At 70.8% G+C, this 20,996-nt stretch carries 16 protein-coding genes; 11 read left to right on the forward strand and 5 right to left on the reverse strand.

The window, feature by feature from the left end; translation table 11 throughout:
• Positions 1-82: 82 nt before the first annotated feature.
• Genes SSP08S_RS41570 through SSP08S_RS41585 form a run of 4 tightly spaced genes read right to left on the reverse strand, consistent with a single transcriptional unit; the run spans position 83 to position 4,090 of the window.
• The gene (locus SSP08S_RS41570; RefSeq protein ID WP_019073568.1) at positions 83-1,102 is read right to left on the reverse strand and encodes a Gfo/Idh/MocA family protein; all 1,020 of its coding nucleotides are present in this window, start codon (positions 1,100-1,102) and stop codon (positions 83-85) included.
• Positions 1,099-2,100 (reverse strand): Gfo/Idh/MocA family protein, encoded by a 1,002-nt coding sequence (locus SSP08S_RS41575; protein WP_019073569.1) that lies wholly within the window; start codon positions 2,098-2,100, stop codon positions 1,099-1,101. Before SSP08S_RS41575 ends, SSP08S_RS41570 begins: the two co-directional genes overlap by 4 nt.
• Positions 2,101-2,131: 31 nt before the next feature.
• Entirely contained in the window at positions 2,132-2,893 is a 762-nt protein-coding gene (locus SSP08S_RS41580) for an SDR family oxidoreductase (RefSeq protein ID WP_019073570.1), read from the reverse strand.
• 18 nt (positions 2,894-2,911) lie between these two features.
• The gene (locus tag SSP08S_RS41585) at positions 2,912-4,090 is read right to left on the reverse strand and encodes a phytanoyl-CoA dioxygenase family protein (protein ID WP_019073571.1); all 1,179 of its coding nucleotides are present in this window, start codon (positions 4,088-4,090) and stop codon (positions 2,912-2,914) included.
• A gap of 108 nt (positions 4,091-4,198) precedes the next feature.
• Between SSP08S_RS41585 and SSP08S_RS41590 the strand changes: the two genes are divergently transcribed.
• Entirely contained in the window at positions 4,199-5,245 is a 1,047-nt protein-coding gene (locus SSP08S_RS41590; RefSeq protein WP_019073572.1) for a LacI family DNA-binding transcriptional regulator, read from the forward strand.
• 99 nt (positions 5,246-5,344) lie between these two features.
• On the forward strand, positions 5,345-5,791 hold the full coding sequence (locus SSP08S_RS41595) for an SRPBCC family protein (RefSeq protein ID WP_019073573.1): 447 nt from the start codon (positions 5,345-5,347) through the stop codon (positions 5,789-5,791).
• 14 nt (positions 5,792-5,805) lie between these two features.
• Here SSP08S_RS41595 and SSP08S_RS41600 read toward each other — a convergent pair whose 3' ends face one another.
• Positions 5,806-9,849 (reverse strand): discoidin domain-containing protein, encoded by a 4,044-nt coding sequence (locus SSP08S_RS41600; protein WP_026179285.1) that lies wholly within the window; start codon positions 9,847-9,849, stop codon positions 5,806-5,808.
• Positions 9,850-10,072: 223 nt separating this feature from the next.
• On the opposite strand from SSP08S_RS41600, the gene SSP08S_RS41605 reads away from it, so the two are divergent.
• From SSP08S_RS41605 to SSP08S_RS41645, 9 genes are all read left to right on the forward strand, one after another.
• Complete coding sequence (locus SSP08S_RS41605; protein WP_102133518.1) at positions 10,073-12,202, forward strand: DUF8189 domain-containing protein; 2,130 nt, start codon at positions 10,073-10,075, stop codon at positions 12,200-12,202.
• 78 nt (positions 12,203-12,280) lie between these two features.
• Positions 12,281-13,573, forward strand: coding sequence for an ABC transporter substrate-binding protein (locus tag SSP08S_RS41610; protein WP_019073576.1), 1,293 nt, complete (start codon positions 12,281-12,283; stop codon positions 13,571-13,573).
• Position 13,574: 1 nt separating this feature from the next.
• Entirely contained in the window at positions 13,575-14,510 is a 936-nt protein-coding gene (locus SSP08S_RS41615) for a carbohydrate ABC transporter permease (RefSeq protein WP_019073577.1), read from the forward strand.
• Positions 14,510-15,358 (forward strand): carbohydrate ABC transporter permease, encoded by an 849-nt coding sequence (locus SSP08S_RS41620; RefSeq protein WP_019073578.1) that lies wholly within the window; start codon positions 14,510-14,512, stop codon positions 15,356-15,358. Before SSP08S_RS41615 ends, SSP08S_RS41620 begins: the two co-directional genes overlap by 1 nt.
• Entirely contained in the window at positions 15,355-17,415 is a 2,061-nt protein-coding gene (locus SSP08S_RS41625; protein WP_019073579.1) for an alpha-galactosidase, read from the forward strand. The genes SSP08S_RS41620 and SSP08S_RS41625 overlap by 4 nt, the downstream gene beginning before the upstream one ends.
• Positions 17,416-17,467: 52 nt before the next feature.
• Complete coding sequence (locus tag SSP08S_RS41630) at positions 17,468-18,241, forward strand: SDR family NAD(P)-dependent oxidoreductase (protein ID WP_019073580.1); 774 nt, start codon at positions 17,468-17,470, stop codon at positions 18,239-18,241.
• A 34-nt stretch (positions 18,242-18,275) separates the two neighbouring features.
• Positions 18,276-19,037, forward strand: a complete 762-nt coding sequence (locus SSP08S_RS41635) for a FadR/GntR family transcriptional regulator (RefSeq protein WP_026179286.1) — start codon at positions 18,276-18,278, stop codon at positions 19,035-19,037.
• Positions 19,034-20,179, forward strand: a complete 1,146-nt coding sequence (gene dgoD / locus SSP08S_RS41640; protein ID WP_019073582.1) for a galactonate dehydratase — start codon at positions 19,034-19,036, stop codon at positions 20,177-20,179. Before SSP08S_RS41635 ends, dgoD begins: the two co-directional genes overlap by 4 nt.
• A complete protein-coding gene (locus tag SSP08S_RS41645; protein WP_019073583.1) occupies positions 20,176-20,994 on the forward strand; it encodes a hypothetical protein in 819 nt (272 codons plus the stop codon). The genes dgoD and SSP08S_RS41645 overlap by 4 nt, the downstream gene beginning before the upstream one ends.
• The last annotated feature ends 2 nt before the right edge of the window (positions 20,995-20,996 follow it).

A 20,996-nucleotide genomic window follows, 5' to 3' on the forward strand; every position in this document is an offset into this window, starting at 1 on the left:
GGAGGCCGAACTCAAAGTCGGCTGACCGTACACAGCAGTTGGGGCGGTACCGGACCGGCACCGCCCCAACTGCTGTGCGGGCTCAGGCCGTTGGCAGCACCGTACGCGGCCGGACCGGGAACCCCGCCGCCAGGTAGCAGTCGTCGATGAGCCGCATCGTGGTCAGCGCGTCGTCGGCGTCGAGTACGAGCGGCGCGCCGTCCCTCAAGTGGGCGGCGAAGGCCTCCAGTTGGTAGGTGTACGAGGATCGGCGGCCGAGTTCCTCGGTGCGTTCACCGGCCGCCGTACGCACGACGACCCGGTCGTCGAGGTGGGGCTGCACGAAGTTCGTCACCGTGGCCTCGCCGCGTGAGCCCACGACGCGGCAGCTCATCTGCCAGGTCTCGTGGGCCATGTGGCAACGCGCGCTGCCCGTGGCACCGCCCGGGAACTCCAGGTCGGCGTCCAGCCATTCGTCGATCCCCGGTGCGTCGGCCTTCTCGCCGCCGCGCGCGGCGACCAGCCGGGGTGCCCCGCCGGCCCAGGGCGCGAGCATGCGCTGGGCGTGCAGGCTGTAGCAGCCGAGGTCCATCAGCGCGCCGCCCGCGAGCGGCAGCGACCACCGCACGTCGCTGTCCGGCGGTGCGGGCATGGCGACCATGGTGTCGACGTGCCGGAGCTCGCCCAACTCCCCACTGTCCAGCAGCTCGTGGAGGCGCAGGACGACCGGGTGGAAGAGGTAGTGGAAGCCCTCCATGAACACCGTGCCCGCTTTGGCGACGGCCTCGTGGACCTCGGTGGCCTCCGCGGTGTTGCTCGCGGACGGCTTCTCGGTGAGGACGTGTTTGCCGGCCCGGAGAGCGGCCAGGTTCCACGGTCCGTGCAGGCTGTTGGCCAGGGGGTTGTAGACGACCTCGACCTCCGGGTCGGCCACGAGGTCGGCGTAGGAACCGACCACCCGCTCCACGGCGTGGGCTGCGGCGAAGGTCTCGGCGCGGGACCGGTCCCGGGCGGCCACCGCGACGAGGCGGTGGCCGGTCGCCCGGGCGGGGCCCACGATGGACAGTTCGGCGATCCGGGACGCGCCCAGAACACCTATCCGCAGCGGCTCGTCCGTCGTCATGCGCGTACCTCTTCGAGTCGTACCGGGCGGTGTTCATGGAGGGAGAGGGTGCACGCGTCGGCGATCCTGCTCGCCTCGACGGCGTCCGCGACCGTGCACGGGGAGGTGCGGGTGCCGGCCACCACCTCGGTGAACGCGGTGAGTTCGGCGCGGTAGGCGTCGGCGAACCGGTCCATGAAGAAGGTGTGCGGCACCCCGGCGGGGAAGCCCGTGTCCGGCTCGACGGAACGCAGCGGCAGCCTGTCCTCCAGGCCGACCGCGATGCTGTCCTTCATGCCGTGCAGTTCCAGACGTACATCGTGACCGCGGGCGTTGTGGCGGGAGTTGGAGATGGCTGCGATGGTGCCGTCGTCCAGGGTGAGCAGGGCGGACGCCGTGTCGACGTCACCGGCCGCCCGGATGTACTCCGCGCCCCGATTGCCACCGGTCGCGTACACCTCGACCACCTCGCGGCCGGTCACCCAGCGCACGATGTCGAAGTCGTGCACGCTGCAGTCGCGGAAGATGCCGCCCGAGGCGGCCACGTAGGCGGCCGGCGGTGGAGCGGGGTCGAGGGTGGTGGACCGTACGGTGTGCAGGGCGCCGAGTTCGCCGCTGACCACGGCCCGGCGCGCGGCCGTGAAGCCCGCGTCGAAGCGCCGGTTGTAGCCGATGTGCACCTCGACGCCGCTGCCCTCCACCGCGCGCAGCACCTCGAGGCTCTCCTCGACACCGCGCGCCACGGGCTTCTCGCAGAACACGGGGATGCCCGCTTTCACGGCGGCGAGGATGAGCTCGGGGTGCGCGTCGGTCGCGGCGGCGATGACGACACCGTCGACCCCGGCGGCCAGCAGCGCCTCGGGGGAGTCGGCGGCGGTGGCCCCGAAGCGCTCGGTGACCGCCGCGACGGTGGCGGCCACCGGGTCGGTGACCACCAGGGAGTCCACCGCGTCCAGGCCGGCGAGGGTCTCCGTGTGGAAGGCGCCGATGCGGCCAAGACCCATGATGCCTATGCGCATGGGAATCGTGCTCCTTCTGCCGGGGTGTGGCTCAGTCCTGGCCGCCGAAGACGTTCTGGTCCCAGTCGATGACCGAGCCGGTGACCACGCCGCTGCGGTCGGAGAGCAGGAAGACGACGAACTCGGCGATCTCGTCGACCTGCCCGAGCTTGCCCATCGGCTGCGACGCGGCGGCCTTCTCCAGCCAGTCGTCCCCGGCACCGTGGAAGGCGCGCTGGGTGGCGTCCTCGCCCTCGGTGTCCGTCCAGCCGATGTTGACCGTGTTGATCCGGATCCGGTCGAAGCGGTGGGCGTGCGCCGCGTTGCGGGTCAGGCCCGCGAGTCCGGCCTTGGCGGCGGAGTACGGGGCGAGGTGCGGCGGCCCGCCGTGGGCACAGTTGGAGCCGATGCTGACGATCGTCCCCGGTGCCTTGCGCGCGGTCATGTCGGCCACCGTGGCCTGCATCGCGAAGAACGGTGCCTTCAGGTTGATCGCCATGTGCTGGTCGAACAGTTCCGGCGTGGTGTCCAGCAGCGAGCCGCGTGACGTGAGCCCCGCCGCGTTGACGAGGCAGTCGATGCGCCCGTGGGCCTCGACGGTCCGTACGACGCTGTCGCGCGCCTGCGCCGGATCGGCGAGGTCCGCGCGCAGGAAGTGGGCTCCCGTTTCCGCGGCGAGCTTCTCGCCCACGTCGGCCCGGCGGCCGGTGAAGACGACGGTCGCGCCCTCCGCCACGGCGGCCCGCACGACACCCGCGCCGACGCCCTGGCTGCCGCCGTTGACGAGGACGACTCTGTCCTCAAGCAGTCCCATGAGAGTGATGTGTCCTTTTCAGCTCTGGCGGCGCTTGGCCGCGGCCTGGAGTTCATGACGCAGCCGCTCGGGGTCCCAGTCCTCGGCGACGGCCTGTCGCAGAGTGTCCGCCTGCGAGGGCGGGGCGAGACCCTCGACAGGCGGGTCGAGGTCGAGGTTGGTGGGGAAGGGGTAGCCCTCGGCGGTGGCGGCGATCACGCGGCGCAGCCAGTCCTCCGAGACGCCCTCGGCCTTGCGGCTCAGCAACACCGGGAACACGGCGTTCGCCATCGCCTCGCGGTCCACCGTCTCCATGGCACGCCCGAACGCGGAGGAGATCTGCAGCAGATTGGCCATGCGCCTGATGTCGGCCGACCGGTTGTGCCCGGCGGCGTGGAAGAGCGCCGGGTTGAAGAAGACCGCGTCGCCCTTCTCCAGCGGGAGCTGGACGTGGTGCGCGTCGAAGTACTCGACGAACTGCGGGAGCCGCCAGGCGAGATAGCCGGGCTCGAACTTCTGCGAGTGCGGCAGATACAGCGTCGGACCGGACTCGACGGGCATGTCGCAGTGGGCCACCGCGCCCTGGAGGGTCAGCACCGGGGAGAGCCGGTGGACGTGCGCGGGATAGGCCGCGGCTTGTTCCTGGGAGAGGAAGCCGAGGTGGTAGTCGCGGTGCACGCTCTGTGCCGCGCCGCCCGGGTTGACCACGTTGACCTGCGAGGTGACCTGGTAGGCGGGGCCGAGCCAGGCCTCTGAGATCAGCTCCAGGATGTCGTTGGCGTAGTAGTCGGCGAACGCCTCGGGCGCCCGTACGGCCACCTTGTCCAGGGCGTTCCACACACGGTCGTTCGCGCCGGGCTTGGCGAAGTGGTCGCCGCGCCCCGCGCCGCTCGCGCGCTCCTCCTCGATCAGCGCCCGGAAGGCGTCGGACGCCCGGTCCACGACGGCCTCGTCGGGGAAGGCACCCTTGAGGACCACGATGCCGGGCCCGTCGAGCAGCGCCCGCACCAGTTCGCTCTGCACGTCGCGGCGGCCCTCGGCGGTGGCCGCGAGCTCACGGAGCCGGGCGCTGTCGTAGAGCGGGACGTTCTGCTCGATCCGCTCCGCCGAGGGGTGGTCGGCGAGATCGGTGCGCTGCTCCACGAGGGAGCGGAACACATCGAGATCGCAGTCCGCCTCGGTCAGCCAAGTCCGCGTCCCTGCGGTTACGGAAGACATCCGGGTCCTTTCGCTGTGCCGTGGTTTCTGCCAGTCTTGATAACTCGAACCCATCATTCAATGCTTGTCAGTACATCAAAAGTGCATCACCGGCTCTTGGGACCCGTCATGCGACACCGCTATCCGATCAGGGAAATCGCCCGCCAGGCCGGGCTGAGTACGGCCACGGTCGACCGTGTCCTCAATCAGCGGGGCAACGTGACGGAGAGCACCATCAGGGAGGTGCAGGAAGCCATCAAGGACCTGGACCGCCAGCAGAGCCAGGTCCGGCTGGGCGGCCGTACCTTCATGATCGACATCGTGATGCAGACCCCGGAGCGGTTCTCCACCGCCGTACGGGACGCGCTCGAAGCCGAACTGCCCTCGCTGCACCCCGCTCTCGTACGGTCGCGCTTCCACTTCCGCGAGACCTGCCCGCCCGCCGAACTGACCGCGACCCTGGACGGGATCGCGAAGCGCGGCAGCCAGGGCGTGATCCTCAAGGCCCCCGACGAACCGGAGATCGCGGCGGCCGTCGCCCGGCTGATCACGGCCGGTGTCCCCGTGGTCACCCTGGTGACCGACCTGCCGCACAGCGCGCGCCTCGCCTACGTCGGCATCGACAACCGCGCGGCCGGCGCCACCGCCGCCTACCTGCTGGGCCAGTGGCTGGGCAGGAGGCCCGGCAATGTGCTGACCACCATCAGCCGGGGTTCCTTCCGGGGCGAGGAGGAACGCGAGATGGGCTTCCGCAGCGCGATGCGCCTGGCCGACCCCCGGCGGTCCCTGGTGGAGGTCACCGACAGCGACGGCCTGGACGCCACCCAGCACGATCTCGTGCTGGCGGCGCTCAAGCGGGACGAGGACATCATCGCCGTCTACTCGGCGGGCGGCGGCAACCTCGCCACCCTCGACGCCTTCGACGCGCTCGGCCGGGAGTGCGCGGTGTTCATCGCCCACGACCTCGACCACGACAACACCCGGCTGCTGCGCGAGCGCCGCCTGTCCGCCGTCCTCCACCACGACCTGCGCCAGGACATGCGCCGCGCCTGCCAGATCATCATGCGCGCCCACAAGGCACTCCCCGACGACGGCCCGTCCCTGCCCTCGGCGATCCAGGTGGTCACACCGTTCAACATGCCGCCGGGAGCGCCCTCCGCGGCACCGGCCGACTGACAACGCGGGGCGCGTGCGGGGCCGCGCCGATAGGCTGGTGGTGGTCGGCACATCAGCGCGCTCAGCCGGAACTCCAGCGATCGCAGCACAGGAGGAACCATGGCCGGTCAGTTCGAGGCGACAGCCGAGATCAACCGCCCGGTCGAGGAGGTCTTCGCCTTCCTCGCCGCCGGCACGAACGACCCGAAGTTCAGCCCGAGGGTCCAGCAGATCACCAAGACCCCGGAGGGCCCGACGGCCGTCGGCACCGTCTTCACCAGCACGGTCAAGGACGCCGGCATGAAGACGGGCCGGACCTTCCGCATCACCGAGTTCGAGGCACCCCACCGCATCCGCTGGGCGGAGACCTCGAAGAACGTCGTCACGGCCGACGAGGGCGGCTACGACCTCGAATCCACCGGGCCGGGCACGACCAAGGTGCGGATCTTCAACGTCCTCGAAGGCCACGGCGTCGGCAAGCTCCTCGTGGGCTTCGCGCTGAGCGCGGCCCGCAAGGACGCCCCCGCGTTCGGGCAGCGCATCAAGACGGCGGTGGAGGCGTCCTGACACGCCGATGACCGTCAACGCGCCGTAGCGGGGCGGCTGTTGTAGGCCTCCACGGTCAGCAGCGGATGCCCCGAGGCCAGTGCCCGCGCCGGCCAGGACAGGGTGACGGTCTGTGACTCGCCGGGCAGCAGCCACAGGTAGTTGTGGCTGTACAGCGTCGGCAGCACACGGTGGCCGGTCGCGCCGTCCGTCAGCGCGAGCCGGACCATCGCGGCGACGGCGGAACCGTCGTTGCGGAGGGTGGCGGTGAGCCCGGAACGGGTCACGCGCCCCAGCGTCGCCGACATCGTTGTCCGCGGCGCCCCGCTCAAGCCCCGCATGGCGGCCGGCGTGCGATAACGCCAGTACGTGTTCCGCGACCGGAGCCGCCCGTCACCGTCCTGCAGTGTCAGCCGCAGCAGGTGCAGATCGGGCAGGTCGTCGGTCCAGGGGACGCTGAACGCCTTGGCGGTCGCGGCCGGTGCGACATCCAACTGGGTGCTCCTGTTCGCACCGAGCCGACGGCCCGACAGGTCGAGCAGCTGCGCGGAGACAACGGCCTTCCGCAGCCCGGCACGCGTGTGGTTGACGGCGATGACCTGCCCCTCGGGATCGGCCTGGACGTGCAGCGGCTCGCAGGCCGAACGGGCGCCGTAATACGTGCCGTTGACGTCGAAGTCGTAGTCGTAGGTCTGCCAGACCGTGCTGTGCCAGGCCGGGTGGGACATCCACAGCATGAGGCCGCTGGCGTTGTCCCAGAGGTTCGCGTTCCAGGCCTCGAACATGGCGCGCGTGTTCTCGTAGTTGACGAACTGCGCCTTGCGCGCGAAGTCGTCCAGGCCGGTGACCTCCCCGAGGCGCGTCTCTACGGCGGCCTTGTACGTCTGCGGTGCCTGGTTCCCGCGCTCGCTCCAGTCGTGGTAGTACCAGGCGCCCCGGATCGGCCACTCGGGTTCGTCGCCCGTCATGTTCCGCAGGCTGGCGGCGGTGGAGACCACGGGCATGCCGATCTCGGTGTGGAAACCGAAGTCCTTGCTGCCGTAGGTCGCCGGGTCGAAGTACTTCTCCGGCTCCACCCAGCCGTAGGGTCCGCCGCCGGTGATGATGCCGCCGGCCGAGTTGTTCTGGTAGAGGACGCCGGGGACCTGGTCCTCCACGGCCTTGCGCATGCCCTGGTCGATCGCGGCGGGCGGGTTGCCCTCGTTGGCGCCGCACCAGATCACCACGCTGGGATGGATGCGGTAGCGCAACACCGTGTCCCGGGCGAGGGAGTTGAAGGCGTCGTGGTCCGGCGGGTCCATGCCCCACGCGTTGGGGAAATCGTTCCACACCAGGATTCCGTGCTCGTCGCAGGCGGCGAAGAACTCCTCCCGGTCGGAGGTGCCGACCCAGTTGCGGATCATGGTGAAGTTCATGTCCCGGTGCATCCGCACGGCCGCGTCCATCCGCTCCGGCGGCATCCGGCGCAGCAGCTCGTCCCAGCCCCAGTTGCCGCCACGGGCCAGGACCCGCACCCCGTTCACGCTGATCTTCAGCGGATCCGGGGTGTTGGACACCGACTTCACGTCGGTCCAGGTGTCCGCGTCGTCCGACACCTGGATCACATACGTCTTCGGATACGCCGACTCCCATACGACTGCGACCCGGTCGAATCTCTTCGAGGAGCCCAGGTCGACCTGGATCCACTGGTGGTCCACGTAGGCCGAGGACCAGCGGGTGCCCGGATCACCGTCCGTGGCGTGCGCGGCCGGGTGGTCGGGATCCTCGGTGGAGGCGGTCGTCGTACGATGGAGAGCCAGGTCGGTGCCCGGGGCCGTGCTGTCGATGACGTTCAGGGACCACAGGGAGTTGCCCCAACTGGTGTTGCGCAGACCGCAGTTGATACGGACGTAGCGCGCGGTCCGGGGCGCGAAGTCCTCTGTCTGCAGGCTGGCGTTGCCGTTGTTGAAGGGCAGCGGGACCGCGCTGTTGTCCACCGACGCGGCATCGGTCCAGGTGGCGTTGTCGGTGGAGACCTGCACCACGAAGGTCTTCGCGTACGCCTGTTCCCAGACCAGGTCGACCCCGTCGAAGGACTGCGCGGACCCCAGATCGACCCGGATCCACTGGTCGTCCTCATAGGCAGAGGACCAGCGGGTACCGGGATCGCCGTCGGTCACGTTGCCCGCGCCGTGGTCGTCCCCGTCCGTGCTCGACGCGTCGGCCTGCGCGTGCAGGGCCAGGTCGACGGAGGAGCGGACGCTGTCGCGCACGGACAGCGTCCACAGGGAGCTGCCCCAACTGGTCGCCCTGGTAAGGCATTTGACGCGCACGTACCGGGCCTGCTGCCGGTCGAAGGTCACCGACTGGGTATACGCGTCACCGGAGTTGGTGAACGGCAGCGGCACCGCGTACTCGTAGCCGAACTGGCGGATGCCGAAGCGGGTGGTGCGGCGGTCGCTCTCCGCGCCGTCGAGCGAGGCGACCAGGGTGAGTTGGTGGAGCGTGGGGTCGCCGAGACCGTTGGGCCACCACAACTCCGGGTCGTGCAGTCGCAGTTGAGCGAAGGCGTCGGGGGTGAACACGACGTCGACGCTCTCGCCGGCTGGCACGGTGACGGCCTTGCTGACCTGTACGTCGCCGAAGGACGCGGAGACCGTCGTCCGGTGGTCGGCCGTGTCGGCGTTGCGGACCGGGACGACCAGGGTCAGTTCGGCGACCGACAGACCGGGCAGGTCCGGCAGCAGGGTGTCGACGCGCGGATCGCCGATCACCACATGGCCGGTCGAGCGCAGCCGGACGTGGTTCCAGATGCCGGCGGCCCGGTCGCGTACCGCCGGCATCCAGTCCCAGCCCGAAGCGGCCAGGTAGGTGGGGGAGTTGAGGTTCATCTGGTTCGCGCCCGCGTCCACCCAGGACTCGCCGGCCGGGCCCTTGTCGCCGGGGCTGCCGGGTACCGGCATCGGCGTGATCCGCACCGCGAGCGCGTTCGTCCCGCCCGGAGCGAGCAGTTGGGTCACGTCGAGGGCCGAGCGAGCGAAGGGGTACGTGAGTCCGCCCACGTGGTGGCCGTTGAGCCAGATGTCGGCCGTGTGGTTGACGCCGTCGAACTTCAGCCAGGTCCGGCGCCCGGCCCCGGTGCGCAGACCGCGCGGCAGCTCGAAGTCCCGCTTGTACCACCAGGCATGGCGTGACAGGGCCTCGGGGATGCGGAGGTTGTTGAGTCCGGCCACGGGATCGGGCAGCTTGCCCTGGTCCACGAGCGAGGCCAGCACCGTGCCGGGGACGGTGGCCGGCAGCCAACTGCTCGTGTCGAAGGACGACTTGGACAGTTCCGTACCGTCGGCGCCGGCCCAGTCGTCCAGCGTCAGCCGCCAGCCGGACTCCACCGGAACCGTGCCGTCCTCGGCCACCGCCAGCTTCGGCGCCGGGCCGGTGCGGGTGCCCCAGTCCGTCCAGCCCGTGGCCGACGGGCGGTGGCCCTTGACGGTTCCGTACACCTCGAAGCCGTTCAGGCCGAGGGGGTTGGGGTTGGAGCGGCGGGTCGAGGTGAGCCGTATCCAGCGTGCCGTGACCGGGTGCGGGGGCTGGATGTTCACGACTCCGCCCGTGCCGGCCGTGGTGCGGTGCACGGCGGTCCAGGAGGTCCGGTCGGTCGAGGTCTCGACGACGTACTCGACCGAGTAACTGGACTGGATCTCCTTGCCTGTTGTGCCGTCGGCCGGGTTGCCCGAGGTGGGCGGGGTGAACACCGGGTCGTTCGCGTCGCCTTCGAAGGTGAGGCGGACCGATGTGACCTCGCACGGGGCCTGCAGATCGATCGAGATCCACTGGGGGTCGCCCGCCCCGGCACGCCATCCGCTGCCGCGCACACCCGGTGAGTTGAACCGGTCCACCACGAAGGAACCCGGGGTGGGCGCGTAGGCGGTCGAGGAGACCGACACGGGCCGGTACAGGGCGAGTTCACCGGGTTGACCGGGGGAGGAGGGGGCGGCCGACGCGGGCGCGGAGAAACCGAGACCGAACCCGGCCAGCAGACCGGAACCCGTGGTGACGAAGGTGCGGCGCGACACGTGCGGTGAACCCGACTGATCTGTCATGAGCGTGATGTCCCATCAAAAACCGGCGGCACTGACAACGTTGCCAAAGGCTGTGACGCGAGGGATGCTGTGTCAACCCCTGAGGCGACCTTCTAATAAATTAGGAATTAATGTTGACAGGGTTTCGGCCGCACGCCACAGTCGTCGCCGTGACGCCCCCGGCCCCCTGTCGCAGCGCGGCCCGCGTCACGTCCTCCTGCTTCCCAACCTCCGGGAGAGGCACGTGATTTCATCTCCGCAGGTCCGCACACCCGCGGTAACGAGACTGACCCGCCGGGCCACCGTGATCGCCATCGCGACCGTACTGGCGGCGACCGCGGCCCCGGCCGCCACGGCACGGACCGGCACCGACCAGGGCGCCCCCGACTACTACGACAGCGGCCTCGCACCGACTCCCTACATGGGCTGGAACACCTACTACGGGCTCGGCGCGCCCACCGAACAGCAGGTGCGCTCCGTCGCGGACAAGCTGGTCAGCAGCGGTCTGCGGGACAGCGGGTACGACATCGTGTGGCTCGACGGCGGCTGGCAGGCCGACAACCCGCGCAACGCGCAAGGGCAGTTGGTCGCCAACCCGGACCGCTTTCCCTCCGGCATCCCGGCCCTCGTCTCCTATCTCCACAAACGCGGACTGCGCGCGGGCATCTACACCGACGCCGGCGCCTACGACGGCGGCAAGAGCTGCGGGCTGGGCAGCCGCGGGTACTACGACCAGGACGCGCGGCAGTTCGCCGGCTGGAAGATCGACGCGGTCAAGGTCGACTTCCTGTGCGGCATCGGCGCCAAGCTCGATCCGGGCCCGGCCTTCAAGGAGTTCAGCGACGCGGTCGCCAAGTCCGGCCGCAAGATGCTGCTCAACCTCTGCAACCCGCTCACCGACGACTGGGGCCTGCCGCACACACCGGAGCAGGACGCGCACAACACCTACGTCTACGGCCCGACGACCGCCGACTCCTGGCGCACCGGCACGGACATCGCGTGGGGTACGGCGAGCCCGGGGCAGTGGCCCAACATCCTGCGCAACATGGACGCCAACGCCTGGCACCCCGAGGCGCAGGGGCCCGGTCACTACAACGACCCCGACTACCTCATCCCGATGCGCAGGATGACCGACGGGTCGTACGAGCTGAGCCAGGAGGAGTCGACCAGCCAGTTCGTGATGTGGGCCGAGATGGGCTCGCCGCTCGTCCTCGGCTCCGACCCCCGCACCCTGTCCGACTCCATGCTGGCCACCCTGCGCAACCCGGAGATCATCGCCGTCGACCAGGACCCGCTGGCCGTCCAGGGTGTGCGCGTGGCGACCGACTCGGTCGGCGACGTGTACAGCAAGGTGCTGGACGGGCGCGGGCAGCGGGCGGTCGTGCTGCTCAACCGGTCGGACCAACCCGCCCTGCGCACCGTGCAGTTCGCGGACACCGGGCTCGGTGGACCGGTCCAGGTACGGGACCTGCGGGCACGCACCGACCGGGGTACGCACACCGGGTCGTACACCGTCGAGGTCCCCGCGCACGGCACCGCGTTCCTGAAGCTGACGGGCGCCGATGCCCTGCCCGGTACGAATCTGGGGCAGCAGGCCACGGCGAGTCCGGCCATCGTGAACGACGGCGCCACACCGACCACCTTCCTGCGCGGCCCGCACGGCTCGCTCGTCCAGCAGACCGATGGCAAGGCGAAGGATCTCGGCGGTCCGGCGAAGGGCCGGATCCTCGGCCAGCCCGCCGCGTACGCCTCGGCCGGCGGCCGGATCGACGTCTTCGTGCGCGGCACCGACTCCCGGGTGTACCGGCGGGTGTTCACGGCCGGGCGCTGGGGTGCGTGGCAGAGCCTGGGCGGCCAGGTGGCCGACGCGCCGTCGGTGGCGTTCACCGATCCCGCGCACTGGACCCTGTTCGCCACCGGCTCGGACGGACAGGTCGCGCAGCGCGGCCCGGCGACCGGCTGGTCCTCGCTCGGCGCCCCCGGTGGGCGGGCGGTGTACGGGCGGCCGTCCGCCGTCGTGGATGCCCAGGGGCGGGTCCATGTCGCCGTGCGCACCGCGGCCGACGACGTGTGGACGCGGTCCCAGGACACCTCGGGGGAGTGGTCGCCGTGGAGCTCGCTCGGCGGGACCGTCAGCGGCAGCCCGACGCTGGTCGCCGTGGGGGACGCCGTGGTGCTTTACGTGCGGGCCGCCGACTACACGCTCTGGCAGCAGCGGTACGAGAACGGTGCCTGGCAGGGGTGGACCAAGCAAGTGGCCTTCCCCAGCGCGGCGTTCGACGGCGCGCTCGGTGCGGTGGCCGGGCCGGGCGGGACGGTCGACGCGGTGTACCGGGGCGTCGACGGCTACGTCCACCGGACTCAGTTCAAATAAATTAGTAATTATTCTTGACGTGGTGGGGACGCCACGCGAATCTGGATCCGCCCGCGAGGGATCCACAGGGAGCCATCCATGACGAACCACCAGCCAGACCGACGCCGGTTCCTCGCCGGGCTCGGCGCCACGGGGGCGGCTGCGCTGCTCAGCGGCTGTGTCACCTCGACCTCCACCGGCAAGAGTTCCTCGAAGGGCGCGGTGACCCTCCAGTCCAACCTCTCCGCCCCGCAGGCCAAGGCCGCGATGGAGGACCTCGTCGCCGCCTACGCCAAGAAGGGGTCCGGGAAGGCGAGCCTCAACACGGTCGCCGCGGAGACCTACCGCACCCAGCTGCCGACGTACCTCACCTCGGCCAACCCGCCCGACGTGTACACCTGGTACCCCGGCTCGGTGGCGGACGCCTACGCCAAGAAGAACCTGCTGCTCGACCTCGACGAGGCGTGGACCACCTCGCCCGACCTCAAGCGCTACACCAAGGCCCTCAACTCGCTCTGCACGTCGACGAGTTCGGGCAAGAAGGTGTTCGTGCCCAGCACCTACTACTGGTGGGGCATGTTCTACCGGAAGTCCAACTTCGCCAAGTGGGGCGTCAGCGAGCCCAAGAGCTGGGACGAGTTCCTCGACCTGTGCGACAAGCTCAAGAAGAAGGGCGTCAACCCGATCGGTCTCGGCGCCGGCGGCGGCACGGCCTGGGTGGCCTCGGCGTGGTTCGACTACCTCGACATCCGGATCAACGGCGCCGAGTACCACCGCCAACTCCTCGCCGGGAAGCACAAGTTCACCGACCCCGAGGTGCGCAAGGTCTTCGACCGCTGGCAGGAGGTGCTGCCGTACTTCGACCCGAACGGCGCCGCCGTCGCCTTCCAGGACGCCACCACCTCCCTGCTCAACGGCCGCAGCGGCATGATGCTCATCGGCACCTTCTTCGCCGACGCCGCCCCCAAGGACGCCCTCGACGACATCGACTTCTTCCGCTTCCCGATCATCGACGCGAAGATCCCGCTCGCCGAAGAGGCCCCGGTCGACGGCTACTTCGCCAGCGCCCGCACCGGCCGCCGCGACCAGGTCATCGACCTGATGAAGTACCTCGCCACCGCCGAGGCCCAGGAGATCTACATCAAGGGCTCCTCCGGCACCGTCCTGCCCTGCCACCCCGACGCGAAGGACGCGGGCACGGCGCTGGTCAAGAAGGGCCGCGCGCATGTCGCGGAGGCGGCCGAGATCACCCAGTTCTTCAACCGGGACTCCAGCGACGCCCTCCAGCCCACCGCCGACAACGCGTTGACCAAGTTCCTGGCCAAGCCCAAGTCGATCGGGAGCATCCTCACCGACTGGCAGCGCGATGCCGAGAAGATCTGGAACGCCTGACATGGCCGTCCTGACCGCGCCCGACCGGACGTCCCCGGCCCGAACGCCCGCCCAGGGCAGGCGGGTTCGGGGACCCCGGCGGACACCCCCGCTGGTCCTCGCCTTCGTCCTGGTCCCACTTCTCGTCGAGGCCGTGTGGGTGTTCTGGCCCGCCGTGCAGGGCTTCTACCTCGCCTTCACCCGCTGGGACGGCGTCTCCCCGCCGCAGTTCATCGGCCTGGACAACTTCCGGGAGATGGCCCACGACGACGTCTTCCGCAGCGCGACCGGCCACACCGTCCTCTGGCTCGTCCTCTTCGGCGGCCTGTCCGCCCTGCTCGGCCTCGCCGCCGCACTCCTGCTCCAACAGGAGCGCCGCGGCGTGGGTTTCTACCGCGCGGCCCTGTTCCTGCCGGTCGTCTTCTCCCTGGTCGCCACGGCTCTCGTCTGGCAGGCGATCTACCAACCCGACGGCGTCCTCAACCAACTCCTCCAGTCCGTCGGCCTCGGCAGGCTCCGCCACGCCTGGCTCGCCGACCAGGACACCGCCCTCTACGCCGTGATCGTGCCCGCGCTCTGGCGCCAGATCGGCTACGTCATGGTCCTCTACCTGGCCGGCCTCAAGGGCATCGACCCCGCCCTGTACGAGGCCGCCAAGGTCGACGGCGCGAGCGCCTGGCAACGCCTGAGGCACGTCACCCTGCCCCAACTCCGCAGCGTGAACGCGGTAGTTCTCTCCGTCATCGTCATCGACTCACTGCGCTCCTTCGACGTCGTGTGGTCACTGACCCGCGGCGGCCCCTACCACTCCTCCGAACTCCTGAGCACCTACATGTACTCAACGGCCTTCCAGTCCCTACGACTCGGCTACGGCTCCGCACTCGCCGCCGTCATCTTCGTGCTGGCCTTCGGCGTCATCTGCTCCTACCTCGTCCGCGCGTTCCGGGAGGCCGACTGATGTCCGCCAACTCCACGGCCCTGCGCCGCAAACGGGCCGCGACCGCCGGATTCCACCTGGGCGCCGGCGCGCTGGCGCTCCTGTGGCTGCTGCCCATCGCCCTGGTCGTGGTCACCAGCCTGCGCTCCTTCGACGACATCGCCGCGCACGGCCTGGGCAGTTGGCCGCACTCCTTCACCCTCGGCAACTTCCGCCAGGCCTGGGTCGACGGCGGCCAGCAACGCGCCCTCATCAACAGCCTGGTCGTCACGATCCCCTGCGTCCTGATCACGCTGGCCCTCGCCTCGATGGCCGCGTTCGCCCTCAGCCGCTACGAAGTCCCCTTCCGCCGCTCCCTGTTGCTCCTCATGCTCGGCGGCAACCTGCTCCCGCCGCAGATCCTCCTGATCCCGGTGTCCAAGCTCAGCGAGGTGATGGGCGTCTTCGACACCCTGCCCGCGCTCATCGGCGTACAGATCGGCTTCGGCGTCGGCTTCTACGTGTTCGTCCTGCACGGATTCATGCGGTCCATCCCGGCGGAGATCCAGCAGGCGGCGGTCGTCGACGGCGCCGGCCCCTGGCAGATCTTCTGGCGGATCATCCTCCCGTTGACCCGCCCCGCCCTCGCCGCGCTCAGCGCCCTGTCCTTCACCTGGATCTTCAACGACCTGCTCTGGGCCATCACCGTCCTGCGCAGCGACACCAAGATGCCCATCACCGCCGCCCTCATCGGACTTCAGGGCCAGTTCGTGTCGATGTGGAACGTCATCGCGGCCGGCTCGGTCATCGCCGCCGCACCCACCGTCGCCGTGTTCCTGCGCTTCCAGCGGCACTTCGTGGCCGGCCTCAACCTCGGGGCGGTCAAGTGACGTACCAGCGCTGGACCCTGCGCACGGAGAACACCAGCTACACCGTGCGCCTGTCCCCGGACGGTCCCTGGGTCGAACTCGACGCCTGGGGACCCCCCGGTGTCGAGGACGGTCCGTCCGCGCTCGACTGGTCGCGGCGCACCCACTTCATCACGCCCGCCGACGCGGCCCCCGCCGAATATCTGCCGTACGGGACAAGGCCGTTCACCGGCTCGGAGCTGGTGGTCTCGGGCCCGGACGGGGACCGGGGTTCGTGGTGGGAGTTCGACGAGGTGGAGGCCGAGGAGACCGCGCTGCGGTTCGCCTTCCACGACGAGCGGCTGGGGCTGCGCACCGTCCTCCACTACGAGACCGTGCCCGGCACGGACGTGATTCTCCGCCGGACCGACTTCACCGCCACGCGCGAACTCCGCCTGGAGCGGCTCGACTCGGCCGCAGTGAACATCCCGATCACCGGAGTCGCCCGCCTGACCTATCTCACTGGCCAGTGGTCGCAGGAGTTCCAGCACACGCAACTCGACCTGCCCAGAGGCACGTTCACCATCGGCAGCCTCCAAGGCGTACCCGGTCACGCGTACGCGCCCTGGCTCGCGGTGCAGGACGGCGAGGCACCGGCCGCGTACGGGGTCGCCCTCGCCTGGCCCGGCAACTGGCACATGACCGCGGAGGCCGAACCCGGTGGCTCCGTGCGGGTGCGAGCGGGCCGCGTGCCCCACGGGGGCGCGGTGCTGCTCGCACCCGGCGAATCCCTCACCACCCCCCAACTCGCCTGCGCCTTCAGCCCGGACGGCCTCGACGGCCTCTCCCGCGTCTGGCACCGCTACGAACGACACCTCTCCGGCGAACGCCTCCACCGCCCCCGCAAGGTCCTCTACAACTCCTGGGAGGCCACCGGCTTCGACGTCGAAGCGGCCGGGCAACTGGAGCTGGCGAAGACGGCCGCCGACATCGGGGCCGAACTGTTCGTCGTCGACGACGGCTGGTTCACCGGACGCGCCGACGACACCGGGGGGCTGGGGGACTGGTGGCCGGACCCGGCCGCCTTCCCGCACGGCTTCGACCAATTCATCGCGGACGTAAAGGCGTTGGGCCTGGACTTCGGTCTGTGGATCGAGCCCGAGTCCGTGAGCCCGGGCAGCCGTCTGCACACCGAACACCCCGAGTGGGTCTACCGGATCGAGGGCCGCCCTGGCCGGCTCGTCCGCAACCAGCTCCTCCTGGACCTGGGCCGGACCGACGTCCAGGACTTCGTGATCGGCACGCTCGACCGACTGCTCGGCACGTACGACATCGGCTACCTCAAGTGGGACATGAACCGCCCGCCCACCGAACGCGGGCGCCCCGGCGCCGGCCCTGTCGACCTCGACGCCGAGCACGTCGCCGGATACCTGCGTGTCCTCGACCACCTCAGGTCGGCCCACCCCGACGTCACCGTCGAGGGCTGCGCGGGCGGCGGCGGCCGGATCGAGCACACGACCATCGCGCGCACGGACGTGGTGTGGCCCAGCGACAACACCGCCCCACTGGACCGGCTGAGGATCCAGCACGGCTTCCTGCACGCGCACGCCCCGCACGTCATGAGCTCCTGGGTCACCGACGCGCCCGGCGTCTTCGACCCGCGCCCGCGCAGCCTCGCCTTCCGCTTCGTCAACGCCATGTGCGGAGTGCTCGGCGTCGGCGCCGACCTGCGCGCCTGGACGCCGGAGCAGCGGGCCGAGGCCGCCGGCTGGATCGCCCGCTACAAAGAGGTCCGGGACGTGATCCACCACGGTGAGGCACGGCTCCTCGGCACACCGGAGGAGCCGAGCTGTGGCGTGCAGTACGACTTCGGTGACCGAACCGTCGTCGCCGCGCTGAGCACCGGGCGGCTCGACGGGGCCCCGCTCGTACCGGGGCGCCCGCAACGGCTCCGGCTGCGGGGACTCGAACCGGCTGCGCGGTACCGGGACACGGCGACCGGGACGTCGTACGGCGGAGCCCATCTGCTGCACCACGGGCTGCCGTTCGCGTGGAGTGCCGATCACGATGCCGACCTGGTCGTGCTGCTGCGCGAGTGAGCCCCGTTATGTTTCCAGGAAGCCCTGACGCGCGAAGGAGTCGAACCCCACGATGGACCAGCCCGTACGACGGCACGGCGCCCGCTTCACCGGGCGCACGGCCGTGATCACCGGAGCGGCCTCAGGAATCGGCGCCGCCACGGCCGTACGCCTCGCCGAGGAGGGCGCGGCCGTCGTGCTCGTCGACATCGCCGAGGAGCGCGGCGAGGCCGTGGCGGAACGCATCGGCAAGGACGGCGGGCGGGCCCGGTTCGTGGCCGCCGATGTCGCGGCCGAGGACGACTGGGCGCGGATCGTCGACGCGGCACACGGCTTCGGGCCCGTCGACGTCCTCGTCAGCAACGCCTTCACCGTCGACGTCACACCCGCCCACGAGATGAGCCTCGCCTCCTGGCAGCGGCAGCTCGACGTCAACCTGACCGGCAGCTTCCTCGGCTTCCGGGCGGTCCTGCCCGATCTGGAGGAGCGGCGGGGCGCGGTCGTGCTGACCTCGTCCGTGCACGCGTACAGGGGCCTTCCCGGGCATCCCGCCTACGCCTCCGCCAAAGGCGCCCTGCTCTCCCTGTGCGGCCAACTCGCCGTCGAATACGGGCCGGTTGTGCGGGTCAACGCCGTCGTGCCGGGACCGATACTCACAGCCGCCTGGGACAGAGTGCCGCCCGAGGAACGGGAACGCAGCATCGCCGAGACGGCCGCCCGCCGCTTCGGCACACCCGAGGAGGTGGCCGCGGCCATCGCGTTCCTCAGCGCGGACGAAGCCTCCTTCAGCACTGGTACGAGTCTCGTGGTGGACGGCGGCTGGAGCGTCGTCAAGGCCTCCGCGTGACCCCGCTCCCCCAACAGCAGAAAGGCTGTACGACATGACGCCCTATGCCCGTCGCGGCGTGCACGGCCAGACCGTGGAAGTCCTCGCCCGCCGCATCCTGGGCGGGGGGATCCCCGAAGGGGCCACGCTGGATCTGGTCGCGCTGCAGAGCGAGCTGGACGTGAGTCTGACCGCGCTGCGCGAGTCGCTGAAGGTGCTCGCGGCCAAGGGGATGGTCGACGCCCGTCAGCGGCGCGGTACGTTCGTGCGCCCCCGCGCGGAGTGGAACCTGCTCGACGCGGACGTGCTGCGCTGGCAGTTCGAGGGCGCCTCCACCGCCGAGTCGGACCGGGCGCTGCTGCACAACCTCGCCGAGGTCCGCGCCATCATCGAACCCGCCGCCGTCCGCCTCGCCGCCCAGCGCCGCACCGACGCGGACCTGGCCGCCCTGGACGGCGCCCTCGACGCGATGGGCGAGGAGGGCGGCGACGCGGCCCACGCCGTCGAGGCCGACCTCGCCTTTCACCGCGCGCTGCTCGCCGCCACCCACAACGAACTCCTCGAACGCATGGAGATGGTCATCGAGTCGGGCCTCGCGCACCGCGACCGCATCGTGCACAGCGCCCCGCACAGCGAGGACCCGGTCCCGGCCCACCGCGCCGTCCTGGACGCCGTACGCGACAAGGACCCGCAGGCCGCCGAGGCCGCGATGCGGGCCCTGCTCGACCAGGCAGGCCGCGACCTGGACCGGCTCGGCGAGTCCGAAGAGGGTTCAGAGACAGGCTCCGAAGAGACGGAAGGCTCCCGCTCCCAGTGAAGATCACCCGTATCGAGACCTTCCTCGTCCCGCCCCGCTGGCTGTTCTGCCGGGTCGAGACCGACGAAGGCGTGGTCGGCTGGGGCGAACCGGTCGTCGAAGGGCGCGCCGAGGTGGTGCGCGCCGCGGTCGACGTGCTGGCCGAACACCTCGTCGGCCAGGACCCGTTGCGCATCCAGGACCACTGGCAGGTGATGTCCAAGGGAGGCTTCTACCGGGGCGGCCCCATCCTCTCCAGCGCCGTCGCCGGCCTCGACCAGGCGCTGTGGGACATCGCCGGGAAGACCTACGGCGCTCCCGTGCACGCCCTGCTCGGCGGCCCGGTGCGCGACCGCGTCCGGGTCTACGCGTGGGTCGGCGGCGACGAACCCGCCCAGCTGAGCGAGCAGATCGCCGCCCAGGTAGAGGCGGGCTTCACCGCGGTGAAGATGAACGCAGCCGGGGCCACCTCACCGATCCCCACCCCCGCCGAGACCGCCGCGATCGTCGCCCGCGTCGCCGCCGCCCGCGAGGCACTCGGCCCCGACCGCGATGTCGCCGTCGACTGCCACGGCCGCTTCACCGCCCCCGCCGCCCGTCGTGTCCTCACCGAACTCGCCCCGCTGCACCCGCTGTTCGTGGAGGAACCGGTACTGCCCGAGCACGGCCATCTGCTGGCCGGACTGGTCGAGTCGAGCCCGGTACCCCTCGCCACCGGTGAACGCCTCTACGGACGCGCCGAGTTCCTGCCCCCGCTCGCCGCGGGCATCGCCGTCGTCCAGCCCGACCTGTCCCACGCCGGCGGCATCTCGGAGGTGCACCGCATCGCCTCCCTCGCGGAGGCCTACGGCGCCCAGCTCGCCCCGCACTGCCCGCTCGGCCCGATCGCGCTGGCGGCCAGTCTCCAGGTCGCCTTCGCCACCCCCAACTTCCTCATCCAGGAACAGAGTCGGGGCATCCACTACAACAAGGACGCCGACCTGCTGTCCTACCTCGTCGACCCCGCGCCGTTCCGCTTCGTCGACGGCCACGCCGTGCGCGGCGATGCCCCCGGTCTCGGCATCACCGTCGACGAGGCCGCCGTACGCGCCGCCGACCGCACCGGTCACGCCTGGCGCAACCCCGTGTGGCGGCACGCCGACGGCTCCTTCGCGGAGTGGTGACCGTGCCGCTGGACATCGTTATCGACCGTGCCCACGGCGGGCGTTGGACCTCGCTGCGGGCGGGGGACCGCGAATGGCTGTGGCGGCGTGACGCACCCGAGCGGGAGAAGGCCTTCCCCGGTGACGCCTTCGTGGACGCGGGCGGACTGGAGGAGTGCGTCCCCACGGTCCGTGGCAACCCCGACCACGGGGACGCCTGGTCACGGCCCTGGACGCGGGAGGGGGCGGCGGATGTCGTGCGCTGCGACCGCTTCACGCTGGCCCGTACCGTGCGCGGCACCACCGCCGGCGCCGAGGCCAACTATGTGCTGACGGCCGACGCGGGCTTCCGCTTCGTATGGGCCGCGCACGCCCTGCTCGACCTCTCCGACGAGGCGCGGCTGCACCTCCACGAGGGAGCGCGCACCCGGCTCTTCCCCGAGGCGGCGCCGCTGTTGGACGGGGTGTGGCCGGAGGGTGCGCCGTGGGTGGAGGGCGACTGGCCCGCGCCGCGCGGACTGCGCCTCGACCGGTTCGGGCCGGACGACGGCACGGCCGTAGGAGCTGTCGTGGACGCTTCGCACTGCTGCGTCCACGACCGGGCCGACCGGCTCTCGCTCGCCCTCGAAGCCGACGGTCAGCCCCTGTCGATCGCGCTGTGGCGCAACCTGGGTGGCTTTCCCGCCCCGGATCCCTACCGCAGCACGGGCGTCGAACCGATGCTCGGCCGCGTCTTCGACCTCGCCGAAGCGGGCCCCGGCGATGCCGCCCGGGTGCCCGCCTCGGGTGAGGCGCGGTGGCGGCTGACGCTGACCACGCACTGCCGTTGCGCCTGAAC

Source organism: Streptomyces hokutonensis (assembly GCF_000376565.1).
Lineage (GTDB): Bacteria > Actinomycetota > Actinomycetes > Streptomycetales > Streptomycetaceae > Streptomyces > Streptomyces hokutonensis.

Bases quoted from the DNA above. Each gene is read 5' to 3' on its own strand.
- SSP08S_RS41570 (WP_019073568.1), bottom strand. From the start codon at position 1,102: ATGACGACGGACGAGCCGCTGCGGATAGGTGTTCTGGGCGCGTCCCGG.
- SSP08S_RS41610 (WP_019073576.1), top strand. From the start codon at position 12,281: ATGACGAACCACCAGCCAGACCGACGCCGGTTCCTCGCCGGGCTCGGC.
- SSP08S_RS41580 (WP_019073570.1), bottom strand. From the start codon at position 2,893: ATGGGACTGCTTGAGGACAGAGTCGTCCTCGTCAACGGCGGCAGCCAG.
- SSP08S_RS41600 (WP_026179285.1), bottom strand. From the start codon at position 9,849: ATGACAGATCAGTCGGGTTCACCGCACGTGTCGCGCCGCACCTTCGTC.
- SSP08S_RS41585 (WP_019073571.1), bottom strand. From the start codon at position 4,090: ATGTCTTCCGTAACCGCAGGGACGCGGACTTGGCTGACCGAGGCGGAC.
- SSP08S_RS41630 (WP_019073580.1), top strand. From the start codon at position 17,468: ATGGACCAGCCCGTACGACGGCACGGCGCCCGCTTCACCGGGCGCACG.
- SSP08S_RS41595 (WP_019073573.1), top strand. From the start codon at position 5,345: ATGGCCGGTCAGTTCGAGGCGACAGCCGAGATCAACCGCCCGGTCGAG.
- SSP08S_RS41620 (WP_019073578.1), top strand. From the start codon at position 14,510: ATGTCCGCCAACTCCACGGCCCTGCGCCGCAAACGGGCCGCGACCGCC.
- SSP08S_RS41575 (WP_019073569.1), bottom strand. From the start codon at position 2,100: ATGCGCATAGGCATCATGGGTCTTGGCCGCATCGGCGCCTTCCACACG.
- SSP08S_RS41635 (WP_026179286.1), top strand. From the start codon at position 18,276: ATGACGCCCTATGCCCGTCGCGGCGTGCACGGCCAGACCGTGGAAGTC.
- SSP08S_RS41615 (WP_019073577.1), top strand. From the start codon at position 13,575: ATGGCCGTCCTGACCGCGCCCGACCGGACGTCCCCGGCCCGAACGCCC.
- SSP08S_RS41590 (WP_019073572.1), top strand. From the start codon at position 4,199: ATGCGACACCGCTATCCGATCAGGGAAATCGCCCGCCAGGCCGGGCTG.